At 71.4% G+C, this 13,289-nt stretch carries 11 protein-coding genes and 5 pseudogenes; 7 read left to right on the forward strand and 9 right to left on the reverse strand.

Annotated features, from left to right (window positions below):
• Positions 1-700, forward strand: a pseudogene (locus tag STRIP9103_RS48515) (IS5 family transposase); the annotation flags it as partial.
• Between the two features lie 117 nt (positions 701-817).
• Here STRIP9103_RS48515 and STRIP9103_RS26155 read toward each other — a convergent pair.
• The gene (locus STRIP9103_RS26155; protein WP_009323357.1) at positions 818-1,468 is read right to left on the reverse strand and encodes a TetR/AcrR family transcriptional regulator; all 651 of its coding nucleotides are present in this window, start codon (positions 1,466-1,468) and stop codon (positions 818-820) included.
• Between the two features lie 195 nt (positions 1,469-1,663).
• Between STRIP9103_RS26155 and STRIP9103_RS47060 the strand changes: the two are divergent.
• Positions 1,664-2,409: pseudogene (locus tag STRIP9103_RS47060) on the forward strand (NADPH-dependent F420 reductase).
• A gap of 193 nt (positions 2,410-2,602) precedes the next feature.
• Complete coding sequence (locus tag STRIP9103_RS26165; RefSeq protein WP_234022297.1) at positions 2,603-3,142, forward strand: NAD(P)-dependent oxidoreductase; 540 nt, start codon at positions 2,603-2,605, stop codon at positions 3,140-3,142.
• A 450-nt stretch (positions 3,143-3,592) separates the two neighbouring features.
• Here STRIP9103_RS26165 and STRIP9103_RS51860 read toward each other — a convergent pair.
• Positions 3,593-4,171 (reverse strand): annotated as a pseudogene (locus STRIP9103_RS51860) (NF041680 family putative transposase); the annotation flags it as partial.
• Between the two features lie 63 nt (positions 4,172-4,234).
• A complete protein-coding gene (locus STRIP9103_RS26170; protein WP_009323401.1) occupies positions 4,235-5,140 on the reverse strand; it encodes a cobalt-precorrin-6A reductase in 906 nt (301 codons plus the stop codon).
• A 126-nt stretch (positions 5,141-5,266) separates the two neighbouring features.
• Here STRIP9103_RS26170 and STRIP9103_RS26175 point away from each other — a divergent pair, with 126 nt between their 5' ends.
• Positions 5,267-6,091, forward strand: a complete 825-nt coding sequence (locus tag STRIP9103_RS26175; RefSeq protein WP_009323351.1) for an HAD-IIA family hydrolase — start codon at positions 5,267-5,269, stop codon at positions 6,089-6,091.
• Here STRIP9103_RS26175 and STRIP9103_RS26180 read toward each other — a convergent pair.
• Complete coding sequence (locus tag STRIP9103_RS26180) at positions 6,077-6,850, reverse strand: sulfite exporter TauE/SafE family protein (protein ID WP_048821006.1); 774 nt, start codon at positions 6,848-6,850, stop codon at positions 6,077-6,079. The genes STRIP9103_RS26175 and STRIP9103_RS26180 overlap by 15 nt on opposite strands.
• Positions 6,851-7,085: 235 nt before the next feature.
• Between STRIP9103_RS26180 and STRIP9103_RS26185 the strand changes: the two genes are divergently transcribed.
• Positions 7,086-7,895, forward strand: a complete 810-nt coding sequence (locus STRIP9103_RS26185; protein ID WP_009323407.1) for an alpha/beta hydrolase — start codon at positions 7,086-7,088, stop codon at positions 7,893-7,895.
• A gap of 60 nt (positions 7,896-7,955) precedes the next feature.
• Here STRIP9103_RS26185 and STRIP9103_RS47070 read toward each other — a convergent pair.
• The 4 genes and pseudogenes from STRIP9103_RS47070 to STRIP9103_RS26200 all read right to left on the reverse strand — a co-directional run.
• Positions 7,956-8,360, reverse strand: a pseudogene (locus STRIP9103_RS47070) (F420-dependent methylene-tetrahydromethanopterin reductase); the annotation flags it as partial.
• Between the two features lie 159 nt (positions 8,361-8,519).
• Positions 8,520-8,837: pseudogene (locus STRIP9103_RS47075) on the reverse strand (LLM class flavin-dependent oxidoreductase); the annotation flags it as partial.
• 39 nt (positions 8,838-8,876) lie between these two features.
• Positions 8,877-9,362, reverse strand: a complete 486-nt coding sequence (locus tag STRIP9103_RS26195) for a potassium channel family protein (protein WP_009323392.1) — start codon at positions 9,360-9,362, stop codon at positions 8,877-8,879.
• 3 nt (positions 9,363-9,365) lie between these two features.
• On the reverse strand, positions 9,366-11,204 hold the full coding sequence (locus STRIP9103_RS26200) for a glycoside hydrolase family 15 protein (protein WP_009323336.1): 1,839 nt from the start codon (positions 11,202-11,204) through the stop codon (positions 9,366-9,368).
• A 251-nt stretch (positions 11,205-11,455) separates the two neighbouring features.
• Here STRIP9103_RS26200 and STRIP9103_RS50780 point away from each other — a divergent pair, with 251 nt between their 5' ends.
• Both STRIP9103_RS50780 and STRIP9103_RS53770 read left to right on the forward strand, forming a co-directional pair.
• Positions 11,456-11,614: a hypothetical protein gene (locus STRIP9103_RS50780; protein WP_199790577.1), complete on the forward strand. Its 159-nt coding sequence runs from the start codon at positions 11,456-11,458 to the stop codon at positions 11,612-11,614.
• 28 nt (positions 11,615-11,642) lie between these two features.
• Positions 11,643-12,209: a Rossmann-fold NAD(P)-binding domain-containing protein gene (locus STRIP9103_RS53770; RefSeq protein WP_234022294.1), complete on the forward strand. Its 567-nt coding sequence runs from the start codon at positions 11,643-11,645 to the stop codon at positions 12,207-12,209.
• A gap of 41 nt (positions 12,210-12,250) precedes the next feature.
• Here STRIP9103_RS53770 and STRIP9103_RS26210 read toward each other — a convergent pair whose 3' ends face one another.
• A complete protein-coding gene (locus STRIP9103_RS26210; RefSeq protein WP_078614048.1) occupies positions 12,251-13,207 on the reverse strand; it encodes a formylglycine-generating enzyme family protein in 957 nt (318 codons plus the stop codon).
• Positions 13,208-13,289 lie beyond the last annotated feature (82 nt).

Here is a 13,289-nt window from a genome sequence, read left to right on the forward strand (position 1 = left end):
AACATCCTCGCCACGAGATCGTCGACGCGATCCGCTACGTCGTGGACACCGGATGCAAGTGGCGGGCCCTGCCTGCGGACTTCCCGCCCTGGCGCACGGTCTGGGGGTTCATGGCCCGCTGGGCGGCGGCCGGGATCATCGGGCAGATCCGCGGCCATCTCGCCGGGCGGATCCGCCACGACATGGGCAAAGGCCCCGGAGCCGTGGCCACCGTGACCGACTCCCAGAGCGTGAAGACCGCCGAAACCGTCTCGAAGGTCACCCGCGGCTACGACGCGGGCAAGGAAATCAACGGCCGCAAGCGCCACCTGGTCGTCGACACCCGCGGCCTGCCCCTGATGGTCATGGCCACGCCCGCCGACCTGCACGACGCCGCGGCGGCCAAGGAAGTCCTCTTCCCCCTGCGCCTGACGCACCCCGGGATCACGATCGTCCGGGCCGACTCCGCTTACGCCGGGAAGCTCGTCGACCGGGCGAAACAGCACCTCAACCTCACGATCAAGCCGGTCAGCCGTCCCAAGACACCTCCGGCTTCGTCGTGCTGCCCCGCCGCTGGGTCGTCGAGAGGTCGCTCGTGTGGATGATGCACGCGCGCCGCCCTGCCAGGGACTACGAACGGCTCATCCAGCACTCCGAGACGCTGATCGCCTGGGCCGCCATCAGCCTCATGAGCAGGCGCCTCGCCCTCAGGGGCGCCACCCCCGGCCGGCCGGGGAAACCGACGCCGGCCGACACCTGACGGCACCGCTCGACAATCTCCGACACCTCGCCGCGTGACAGGACGTTCCAGGATCACAGGGAAACGCAGGTTTCCCGATCAGTCGCTCCCGGGTGCGTCCGGGTGGGCCGCGGGCTCGGGCAGGGGTTCGGTGTTGCGGCTGCTGAGGCCGTCGAGGGAGATCCGCAGGAGGCGGCGCCATTGGCCCGGGTGGCTGTCGCCGGTCGTCAGGACGGCCTGGCTCAGGGAGCTGCTGAGCAGGACCAGATCGGCGGTGGTGACGTCGGGGCGCAGCAGGCCGGCGTTCATGCAACGGGTGCGCAGCTCGTCGATGAAGGAGTAGCAGCGCTGGGCGCATGACCTGGTGGGGCCACCGGTGGTGGCGTAGCTCTCGACGACGGCACGGTTGCGGGCCTGCGTGGTGAGCATCTGCTCGAAGAAGCCGGTCAGCGCCTGCCACGGGTCTTCGGTGGCGGTGGCCTGCTGGTGGGCGGCGGTGAGCCAGGAGGTGAACTGCTGTTCAAGGACGGTGGCGAGCAGGTCGTCCTTGGTCGGGAAGTGACGGTAGAGCGTGCCCATGCCGACGCCGCTGCGCCGGGCGATCTCACGGACGTCGACGGTGCCGCCCTGCTCGGCGAAGACGGCGCCGGCCGCCTCCATGATCGCGGCGAGGTTGCGCTCGGCGTCGGCACGGCGACCGCGCCTGGCGGGCTGCCGGGGTGCGGGGGTCGGCTGTTCGGCAAGGGTCACGGCATTCAGGATACAGGGAACCGCAACATTGCGGAGCACTCGCTCCGGTTGTGCTACGTTCAAGAGGAGCACTTGCTCCGGTTCTGTGGTGCGAGAGGCCGACCCCGTCCCTCGCCTGCATGTTCCCGCCTGAGCTCGGCTCCCTACCGAACCACCGGCGGACCGCACGGTCCGCGAGACGAGGAGACCCCTTCCATGGCAACACTCGGCTTCATCGGCAGTGGCAACATCGGCACGCAGATCGCCCGGCTCGCGGTCGCGGCCGGTATCGACGTCGTGCTGTCCAACTCCCGTGGTCCCGAGACCCTGGCGGAGACGGTGGCGGAGCTCGGTGAGCGGGCCCGCGCCGCGACGCCCGAGGAGGCGGCCCGGGCGGGCGACTGGGTGGTGGTGAGCATTCCGCTGGCCGCCTACCGGAGCCTTCCCGCCGCCGCACTGGCGGGCAAGGTCGTGCTCGACACGATCAACTACTACCCGTTCCGCGACGGCCGCATCGAGGTCCTCGACTCGTCCAAGAACACCTGGCCGGCGCGAAGCTCGTCAAGGCGTTCAACAGCATCAGCGACTTTCACATCCCCGCGCTCGCCCGCCCCGCGGGCGCCGCCGACCGCACCGCCCTGCCCATCGCCGGCGACGACCCGCAGGCCAAGGCGAGTGCCGCGGACCTGATCAGCCGGCTGGGCTTCGACAGCGTCGACGCCGGCCTCCTGGCCGAGAGCTGGCGCTTCGAGCCGGAGACCGCTGCCTACGTGGTGCCGTACTTCGCCGACCTCACCGACATCAGGGCCTTCTGGGCACAGGTGGGCGAGGCCCTCCGCTCCGGCACCGCGCCGCAGACGCTGCCCTCCGCCGACTCGGGCGTCCCGCTGCCCGCAGCGCGGTTGCGCACCCTGCTCACCGACGCCTCCCGCGTGCTCACCGCCGACCGTGTGGTGGCCTGACCCCCTGAGGAGGCCTGACCGGTCCGACGCACCGGCTCTGCCCGGACAGGCCCCGCCCGAGTGGCCTGTCCGGGTTCATCCCACTTCTTGAGCGAAGGACGCATTTCATGAACATCTTGATCCTCGGTGCGACCGGCCCACCGGCCGCCATGTCGTCGATCTGGCCATCGCGGCCGGTGACACGGTCACCGTCCTGGCCCGCAGACCGGAGGCGCTGGAGGACCTGGCGGACCAGGTCGACGTGGTCGCCGGAGACGCCACCTCGCACAAGGATGTCGCCAAGGCCATGATCGGCCAGGACGTCGTCGTCTCGGCTCTCGGCAGGAGCACATCCGTGCGCGCCGACGACCTGTTCACCCGCGCCGCGGCGGCCGTGATCGACGCGGCCAAGGACCAGGGCGTATCGCGTCTGGTGTGGCTGTCCTCGTTCGGTGTGGGTGACACCTACCGGTCGGCGAGCGCGGTGCAGAAGATCATGTACCGCACGTTCCTGCGGGACATCTACGCGAACAAGGACCTCTCCGAGAAGGCGATCCGCTCCAGCGGCCTGGACTGGACGCTGGTGTACCCGACCTTGCTGACCAAGGGCCCCGCCAAGGGCACCTACCGCGCAGGCGACCGTCTTCCGATGAAGGGCAACCCGAAGATCAGCCGCGCGGACGTCGCCGCTTTCCCGCACAAGGCGGCCCACAGCCCCGAGTGGATCAACCGCGACGCCGTCATCACGGACTGACGAGCCCAGGTTCCCCACCCCACGCACCTTCCTGCCGGTGTCCAGCACGGGGGACATCGGTGTAGGTGGCCCCGCGCGGCATGTCCTGCAGCCCGCCGGTATCCGCCGCTACAACGTGCGTACATGCCCTGAAGGACCGGGCGGAGGTGGCCCAGGGGCGTCAAGACCGTCGGGCTCGTAGCCGCACCCAAGACGTTCCGCCCTCGCCTTGGACGGCCGGGCAGCGGTGGAGCCGTATGCACTCACCCCGTTCATCGACAGCGCGTCACAGGCAAGCGCGTCGAAAGAGTTGATGACACCGGCGATGGCCGCCACCGCCGAGGTGGCGGCCAAGGTGATCGCGCGGGTGCCACCAGGCCTGAGCCAGTGCGGGTTGTGGCGCGGTTCATACCCACGTGGAGCATGACCTCCAGCGTCGCCAGGTTGAGAAACACGCACTCAGCTTGTTCTTTATGGTTTGAGTAGGTTTCGTTCGGTGATGCTCTCGGGTCGTTTCACGGTCTTGCCCACGTCGTAGCGGGTGGCGGGCCGCCGGTTCTTCGAGCCAAGTCGCCTTCCAGGGCCGGGAGTTGAGGGTTTCGGCGCACGGGCCGGACAGTGCGGGTGCGGGCGGAGGTTCCGAAACCCCCGGCGAACTCGGGCCGGAGTGAGCCTGCCGGGCTCGGCAGGCTTCTCCCACGGCCGTCGCAGGTCGGCGGCGGCCCCGCGCGGAAGGCGGATCCGAGTGTGCGCGGCGATGGTCAGCCAGGTCCAGCGCTCGCCGGCCTCGGGGGTCCGCAGCTTGGGGCGGGTCCATTCGAGGGTCTGTTTCATCAGCCGGAAGGCGTGCTCCAGGTCGAAGCGCCGCAGGAACGCCTGCCGGCGGACGTCGGCGTCCTCGCCGCTCAGACCGGTGGCGGACGGCCACGGCCACAGCGGCGGCGGATCGTGGCCGCCGGGCAGGCGGTCGACCTGGAGGCGGATCAGCGTGCCTTCGATGACCGGGAGTTCGCCGGTGCGGTCGATCCACGCGGAGCACCTGATCAGACGAAGACCGCCCCAGCGTCCGGCGAACGCCCAGGTGAGCGGCCTAGTTCGAGGCCCATTTCGACCTCAGACCACAAGGAACAAGCTCAGTGCCCCCGTGACATCCGGTACCGCCGTCACGCCCTCCGGCAGTGGCGGGCGGCGTACGACGACGACCGGCAGGGCGAGGGTCCGGGCGGCGGCGAGTTTGGCGGAGGTCGCCGCTCCCCCGCTGTCCTTGGTGACGAGGACGTCGACGCGGTGGTCGCGCAGCAGCGCCGTCTCGTCGTCGACCGTGAACGGGCCGCGCGCGAGCAGGACGTGGGTGTGCGGGGGCAGCGGTGGTTCGGGGGCCTCCACCGACCGTACGAGGAAGTGGAGTTCGGTCAGATGGGCGAAGGCGGCGAGGCCCAGGCGGCCGGTCGTGAGGAAGACGCGGCGGCCCAGCGACGGCAGCAGCGCGGCGGCTTCGGCGAGGGATCCCGCGTCGTGCCAGCGGTCGCCGGGGCCGGGCTGCCAGCCGGGGCGGCGCAGGACGACCGCCGGGGTGCCGGTGGCCCGCGCCGCCTGTGCCGCGTTCGCGGTGATGGCCGTGGCGAAGGGGTGCGTGGCGTCGACGACCGCGTCGACGTGATGCTCGCGCAGCCAGGCCGCCAGCCCCTCCGGACCGCCGAAGCCCCCGATCCGTACGTCCCCTTCCAACGCCCCCGGCCTGGACACCCGCCCGGCGAGGGAGGTGGTCACGCGTACACCGGGCATGGCCGCCAGGGTCGCGGCGAGCTCCCGGGCTTCGGTGGTGCCGCCGAGGACGAGGACGTGCCGGGGAGCCTGGGGGGACGACGGGACATGGGGGTGTTCGAGCGGAACGTGCGGCGTCGGGGCGTCTTCGGACGGGACGTGCGGGGGCATGGCGTCGAGCGTACGGGGGGCCGCCGAGCCGGTCGGCATCGGTACGCCGCAGCCCGCCGCCGCGCCCCACCGGCGCTCCGCCACGCCCCACCGCCACGCCCCACCGACGCGCCCCACCGGCGCACCGCCACGCCCCACCGACGCACCCCACCGACGCACCGCACGCCGCGCCGTCCATCGCTCACGGGCCGGCCTGGGTATCGTCCCGGCATGGCTTCGAAACGTGCCGTCCTCATCGACATCGACGGGGTGCTCACCGTCTCGTGGCAGCCGTTGCCCGGTGCGGTCGAGGCGTTGCGGGAGATTCGCGGGGCCGGGATGGCGGTCGCTCTGGTCACCAACACGACGTCCCGTACCCGCGCGTCGATCGCCGGGGCCCTGGCGGACGCCGGTTTCCCGGTGGGCGCCGAGGACATCCTCACCGCGCCGGCCGTGACCGCCGCGTACCTCGCCGAGCACCACCCCGGGGCGCGCTGCTCCCTGCTGAACAGCGGCGACATCCGTGAGGATCTCAGCGACGTGAACCTGATCGACGACAGCTCCGGCGACGCCCCGGGCATCGTGCCCGACGTCGTGATCCTCGGCGGTGCCGGTCCCGAGTTCGACTACGCGTCTCTCAACAGGGCCTTCGGGCATCTCCAGCGCGGTGCCCGGCTGGTCGCGATGCATAGGAATCTGTACTGGCGGACGGAGGACGAACTGCAGCTCGACTCGGGGGCGTTCCTCGCGGGGCTGGAGAAGGCGGCCCGTACGGAGGCAGTGATCACCGGCAAGCCGGCACCGGCGTTCTTCGCGGCGGCGCTGGCGCATCTCGGGGTCGGTGCGGAGGAGGCGCTGATGGTGGGGGACGACATCGAGTCCGATGTGCTGGCGGCGCAGCGGGCGGGCGTCACCGGGGTGCTGGTCAGGACCGGTAAGTATCTGCCGGAGATGCATCGCGCCGCGAGCGGCAGTCCGGATCATGTGGTGGACTCCTTCGCGGACCTGCCCTCGTTGCTCGGAGTCGGCCGGGCAGGTCCGTCAGCGCAGCAGTAGCTGCAGGCCGCCGAGGATCGTCGCCGCGATCACCAACTGCTCGAACAGCTTCTGGTTGATGCGGTTCACGGCCCACTTGCCGAGGAAGGCGCCCGGGACGACGAAGAGGGCGAGCGCCGCGTCCAGCAGCAGGGAGTTGCCGTCGATCAGACCGAGGCCCACGCTGAACGGCACCTTCGACACATTGACGATCAGGAAGAAGAAGGCCGAGGTGCCCAGGAAGCCGAGCTTTCGGAAGCCCGCCGAGAGCAGGTACATGGACATCACGGGGCCACCGGCGTTGGCGACCATGGTGGTGAAGCCGCCGAGTACGCCGTACGAGCGGGCTTTGACGCGGCCGGCGCGGGTGGTGACGGCGTCCGGTTCGTCTTCCTTCCCGGCGGTGCGGCGGCGCCACACCGTGACCGCCGCCATCAACAGCAGGATCGCGCCGATCGAGGTCCGTACGATCCCGTCGTCGGCCCAGAGCAGGAACAGTGTGCCGAACACGACGCCCGCGCCGACCGCCGGGAAGAGCCGCCACAGGGTGGGCCAGTGGGCGTGCCGGCGGTAGGTCAGTACGGCGAGGACGTCGCCGACGATGAGGATCGGCAGGAGGATGCCGGTCGAGGCGCGGGCCGGCAGGACCGCCGCGAAGATCGCGAGGCTGACCGTGTTGGCACCGCTCACGGCGGTCTTCGAGAAGCCGACGAGCAGGGCGGCGAAGGCGAGGGCCGCGAATTCGGCCATGGACAGGTGCCAGAGAGTCATCGTGTTCATGCGGGGTCCGATGCTATGCGCAACCATCGGCCCCGCGACAGGACCGTCTCGCCAGTCGGCGCCTGTCGGCGACGCTCCGACCGCCGGTCGACAGACGCCGGTCGACAGACGGTTGAAGTCAGGCGGTTGAAGTCGGGCGGAGTCAGGCGACAGCCGCCGGTGACTGCCCATGGACCGTCGCCGGGTCGCCTGGCAAGATCCCCCGGGTACCTTCACCGACGCTGTTGGAGGAGTCATGGCCGACTCGCGCGAGCACGCCTTCGCCGGTACGCGGGGTGGGGTGACCGTCCGGGAGTGGCCGCGCGAAGGACCGCGGTATGTCGTGCTCCTGGTGCACGGCTACGGCGAGCACATCGGCCGGTACGAACATGTGGCCGACGCCCTCGTCGCTCATGGGGCCGCCGTGTTCGGTCCCGATCACATGGGGCATGGCAGGTCGGCCGGTGAGCGGGTGCTGATCGAGGACTTCGAGGATGTGGTCACCGATGTGCACACGGTGGAGGGGATCGCCCGCGCCGGGTATCCGGGGGTGCCCGTCGTGCTGGTCGGCCACTCCATGGGGGGTCTGATCGCCGCGCGGTACGCCCAGCGGTACGGCGCCGGGCTCTCGGCGGTCGTACTGTCCGGGCCGGTGATCGGTGTCTGGGAGCCGTTGAGGGTGCTGCTCGCGCTGCCGGAGGTGCCTGATGTCCCGCTCGATCCGAAGCTGCTCTCGCGGGACATGGCGGTGGGGGCGGCGTACGCGAACGATCCGTTGGTGTGGCATGGGGCGTTCAAGCGGGCCACGTTGGAGGCGTTCGGTCGGGGTCTGGAAGCGATCTCTGAGGGTGGCGCCATTGGTTCGCTGCCGTTGTTGTGGGTGCACGGTGACGACGACCGGATTGTGCCGCCGGCCGGTAGTCGGACGGGGATCGAGAGGCTTCGGGGTGCTGAGTGGACCGAGCGTGTGTATCCGAGGGCTCGGCATGAGGTGTTCAACGAGACGAACAAGGACGAGGTGTTGGCGGACGTGACGGGGTTTGTGGACGGGGTTCTGGGGCGCTGACGGCCTACGAGGGGCGCCCGGGGTGGTGCTGGGAGTGGGGTGGGTTTCGCTTACCGGCGCCTACCAGGGTGCCGCTGCGGCCAAGTGGTCTCGGAGGGTCGGGCCCTTGTAGTCCTTGCGGAAGACTCCTTGTTCCTGGAGTGGGGGAACGGCCCTGTCGGCGAAGTCGTCCAGGCCGGTGGGGTGATGTGAGGGACAAGGGTGAAGCCGTCGGCGGCGCCGGACTGGACGTAGTCGTTGATGGTGTCGGCGATGGTGGGGGGAGCCCACGAAGTTCTGGCGGTTGCCCGTCTCGACGATCACGTCGCGGATGGACCAGTTGTTCGCCGCCGCCGGCTCGCGCCGTTCGCGGGCCGTGGCCAGGGGGTCGCGGTACATGCGGACCTGGGCTCGGCCTCGTGAGATGTGCTCCGCGTCGGGGTCGATGTCGGGGAGGGGGCCGTCGGGGTCGTAGGAGGAGAGGTCGTAGATCTTCCCGCCCTGTTCGCGAAGGCGGAGCTCATCGGCCAGGAAGAGGAAGTCGGACTTGGCGCGTTCGGCGGTGCGCGCGAAGTACGCGAAGAAGCTGAACTCGATATGGCTGCCGGCCTTCGGATCGCTCCACACGGTGGTGGTGGTCGTGCAGCGGTTCGCGGGGCGGGGCAGGCCCAGCAGTCCACGCAGGGTGTCGGCCTCGTGCACGTGGCGGAAGGCGTTCCCGCGCTGGAGTTCGGGCACGAGACCCCGGGTGATCGCGGGGAGGTCGTGGCCGAGCACGGCGGGGCGCAGCCGGAAGCCTGCCAGGCCGGTAGAGGCCAACTCCTGGAGCGGATCGGCGAGTTGGGTGGGCGTGCCGGCGAAGATACGGGCGTCACTGGTGTACGGCTCGCCCGCGAGGGTGTCGAGGCGGTCGCGGCGGGCCGCTGCCGCCGTCGGGTCGTCGTCGAGGAACACCACCAGGCGCCGGTGGGCGTCCGAAGGGTGGTCGGGGACGGCCGGCGATCAGTCCCGGTCCTCGTCCCGGCCCTCGCCCCGGCCGGCGACCATCCGCTCCAGCCGGTCGAACCGCTCGTGCAGGGCGTGGGCGGTCTCGTCGCAGAACTCATGGGCCTTGTGGGCGAGTCGGTGGCGCTTCTGCTCCCGGCCGACGAACCAGGTGGCGATGGCAGCGGTGACCATGCCGTACGTGGTGATGCCGACGACCATGACGACCGCGCCGACGACGCGGCCCCAGAGGGTCACCGGGTAGAAGTCGCCGTAGCCGACGGTCGTGGCCGTCTCGATGGACCACCACAGCGCCTTCGGGTACGTCGTCAGGTTGGCGTTCCTCGCGTCGTGCTCGGCGGCGACCACGGCCCAGGAACCGAGGAGCATCACCACGAGGAGGACGGCGGTGGCGCCGCCGGCCGCCTTCAGATGGAGCGGGCGGCTCCGGCCTTCGTGGCCGAGCAGCAGTTCGACGGCTCTGGTGATGAATCCGGGCAGCACGGGTCACCCTTCCTTCGCTCGCGGCGCGGGCTGCGGACGGCCGCGGCGGGCATGGGTGGCATGGCGGTCGAGTTCGTAGGCGACGCGGATGAGCGGGACGTGCGTGAACGCCTGGGGGAAGTTGCCGAGTTGGCGGCGCGCGACCGGGTCGTACTCCTCGGCGAGCAGTCCGACGTCGTTGCGCAGCGCCAGCAGCCGCTCGTACAGTTCGCGGGCCTCGTCCTCGCGGCCGGTCGGCAGCAGGGCGTCGGCGAGCCAGAAGGAGCAGGCCAGGAAGGCGCCCTCGCCGCCGGTGATGGCGTCCGGGGGGTCGGGGCGGCCCGTCGAGTAGCGCGACAGCAGCCCGTCGGTGAGGAGTTCACGGCGGACGGCGTCGACGGTGCCGAGCACCCGGGGGTCGTCCGGCGGCAGGAAGCCGGTCTGCGGGATCAGCAGCAGCGCGGCGTCGAGTTCGCGGGAGCCGTAGGACTGGGTGAAGGTGCCCCGTTGCGGGTCGAAGGCCCGCTCGCAGATCTCCCGGTGGATGCGGTCCCGGACCTCCCGCCACTTCTCCACCGGGCCGGGACGGCCGTGCTCCTCGGCGAGGCGGACCGCCCGGTCGAAGGCGACCCAGCACATCACCTTGGAGTGCGTGTAGTGGCGTGGGGCGCCGCGCATCTCCCACAGGCTCTGGTCGGGCTGGTGCCACACCTGTGCCAGGTGGTCGAGGAGGACGGCCTGCAGTTCCACCAGGTGCGGGCGCGTGTGCAGTCCGCAGCCGATCGCCAGATGGATGGCGTCCATGACCTCGCCGGGTACGTCGAGCTGCCGCTGGACGGCCGCCGCGTTGCCGATCCGCACGGGGCGCGATCCCTCGTAGCCCGGCAGCCAGTCGGCCTCCCACTCGGTGAGCCGCCGCTCCCCCGCGATGCCGTACATGATCTGCACGTCCTCGGGCCGCCCCGCGACCGCCCGCTCCAGCCAGCCCCGCCAGGCCTCCGCCTCCTCGGTGAAGCCGCTGCGCAGCAACGCCTCCAGGGTCATACCGGCGTCCCGGAGCCAGCAGTAGCGGTAGTCCCAGTTCCGGACGCCGCCGATGTCCTCCGGCAGGGACGTGGTCGGGGCGGCGACGATCCCGCCGGTCGGCTCGTACGTCAGGGCCTTGAGCGTGATCAGGGAGCGGGCCACGGCCTCGCGGTACGGCCCCTCGTACGACAGTCGGCGCAGCCAGCGCCGCCAGTACGCCTCGGTCGCGCCGAGCGCCTCGAACGCGTCCAGCGGGTCCGGTGCGGGCCGGTGGGAGGGGTACCAGGTGAGCACGAACGGGATGCGTTCGCCGGCGGTCACCTTGAAGTCGGCGATGTGGGCGGTGCCGTGGGCGACCGGCCGGGCCGGGGTGTACAGCCACACCGACTCCGGGCCGGCGATGCCGGTGAGGTGCCCGTCCTGGCGTCGCATCCACGGCAGCACCCGGCCGTAGTCGAACCGCAGCCGCAGTTCCATGCGCATGTCGACGGTGCCGGAGCGGCCCTCCACGACGCGTACGACGCAGGGGGCGTCCTCGCGTTCGCGGCGCGGCATGAAGTCGGTGACCACTGCCTGGCCGGTGGGGGTCTCCCATTCGGTGTCCAGGATCAGGGTGTCGTCGCGGTAGCGGCGGCGGGCGCGCGGGGTGTCCTCGGCGGCCGGGGCGATGCGCCAGCGGCCGTTGTCCTCGTCGCCGAGGAGGGCGGCGAAGCAGGCGGGTGAGTCGAAACGGGGGAGGCACAGCCAGTCGACGCTGCCGTCCCGGCCCACCAGGGCCGCGGTGAGGAGGTCGCCGATGAGGGCGTAGTCCTCGATGGGGGCGGGGTGTCCTGGCATGGGGTCAGTTTCGGTGTGGGTGGGGGTTGGGGCATGTCGGACGGGGCGTTCGAGGGTGGGGGGATCGGGCGCCGTGGGGGTTCTGTGCTTCGTCGAGTACCGGTCGTCTCGGGCTCGGGCTGGTCGTGCCCACACGGCGGAGCCGCAGATCGACACAGCCCCGCGCCCCTTACGGGGCGCTCCGGTCATCCCTGGCACAAAGGTGCCCGCCAGGGGGCCGAGGGCCGCTCGTCGGCCACTACGCTCCCGCCATGGGACTGCGAAACACCCGCCCCATCGACATCGGTTCGGCGCATGTCATCGTCACCGGCGGGTCGAGCGGCATCGGTCTGGCCGCGGCCCGGCTCCTCGCGGCGCGCGGCGCGCGGCGCGAAGCTCTCGCTGATCGCGCGGGGCGCGGAGCGTCTTGAGACGGCCGCGCAGGAGGTGTCGGCCACCGTGCGACGAGGGCCGGCCGCCGTGCGGCGGGTGTCGGTCGCCGTGCGGGCCGCCGACGTGGCCGATCGGTCGGCTCTCACCCTCGCCATCGTCGAACTGGAGGACGAACAGGCACGGCCGTGCGACGTCCTGATCACCTCCGCGGGGCTCGCCCGCCCCGGCCTGCTTCCTGGAACTGCCCGACGACGTCTTCCGGCAGATGATCGAGGTCGACTACTTCGGCACGCTCCACGCCATACGCGCCGTCGCCCCCGGCATGGTGCGGCGCGGGCACGGCAGTGTGGTCGCGGTGTCGTCTTCCCGCCGGACGTGGACACGCCGCAGCTCGCCGAGGAGAACCGGTGGAAGCCCGAGGAGACACGGGTGGTCGGCGGAACGATCAAGTCCCTCACGGCGGAGCAGGTGGCGGCGGCGATCGTGCGGGGTATCGATCAGCGGCGTTTCATGATCTGCCCGGACCTGGGCACCCGGGCGCCGGCCCGCTTCGGCAGCGTGCTCATGCCGTTCCTCAACCGCGAGTTCGACCGCGGGGTCAGAGCGGTCCACCGGTCGACGATCAGGCCCTGACCCGCGGCGAACAGGGCCGGTGGTAAGCCGACTTCGCCGGCTCAGGCCGCCGCCGCGACGCGGAAGCCGATGTTGCCGGCCGAGCTGTCGGGCGTGTTGGAGGAGCGGGCGGCGACTCGGTAGCGGTTGCAGTAGGAGGCGTGGCACATGTGGGAGCCGCCGCGCATCACACGGATGGGACCGTCCGGGGGGCCGGTCGGGTCGGTGCGGGGGCCCGTGAGGTGGAAGTCGGGGCTGAAAGGGTCGGCGCACCACTCCCATACGTTGCCGACCGTGTTGTACAGGCCGAAGCCGTTGGGCTCGAAGGCGTCGGCGGGGGCCGTCGAGCGGTGGCCGTCGGCGGCCGTGTTGAGGGTGGGGAAGGTGCCGCGCCAGATGTTGCAGCGGTACTGCCCGTCGGGGTCGAGGTCGTCGCCCCAGGGGTAGCGCTGCTGCTCCAGGCCGCCGCGGGCCGCGTACTCCCACTCGGCCTCGGTGGGCAGCCGGGTGCCCGACCAGGCGCAGTAGGCCCGCGCGTCGTTCCAGGAGACGTGCACCACCGGGTGGTCGAGGATCGCGTCGACGGAGGAGCCCGGGCCCTCCGGGTGCCGCCAGGTGGCACCCCGGACGCCACGCCACCACGGGGTGCCGGGAACGTGCGGGGAGACGGCGCGCAGGTGGGCCGGGAGGAACCCCTCGAAGACGAAGGAGAAGTCGAAGTGTTCGGCCTCCGTCACATGGCCGGTCGCGTCCACGAACTCCGCGAACTGTTCGTTGGTGACGGTCGTCGCCGCGATACGGAACGGGCTCAGCTCCACCTCGCGGACCGGGCCCTCGCCGTCCGCCGGGTAACCCACCTCGTCGTCGGTGCCCATGAGGAAACGGCCACCGGGCAGGTCCAGCATCCGTCGGGGGTGCTGCGCCTCCGGTGACTCGCCCGAGGTCACGCCCCTCGGCACGCCCGACGGCACGGTCACCGGCTGCCGGCCCGGGGCACAGCAGGGCCTGTCCTGTGACATCGCGCGGTCCTTCGAGGTGACGGGTGCTTGAGGCGTGCAGGGTAGCCCGACGGCGGCGTCGGCCCGCGCGCCGGGGTTCCGT

It is taken from the genome of Streptomyces ipomoeae 91-03 (assembly GCF_000317595.1).
Taxonomy (GTDB): Bacteria; Actinomycetota; Actinomycetes; order Streptomycetales; family Streptomycetaceae; genus Streptomyces; species Streptomyces ipomoeae.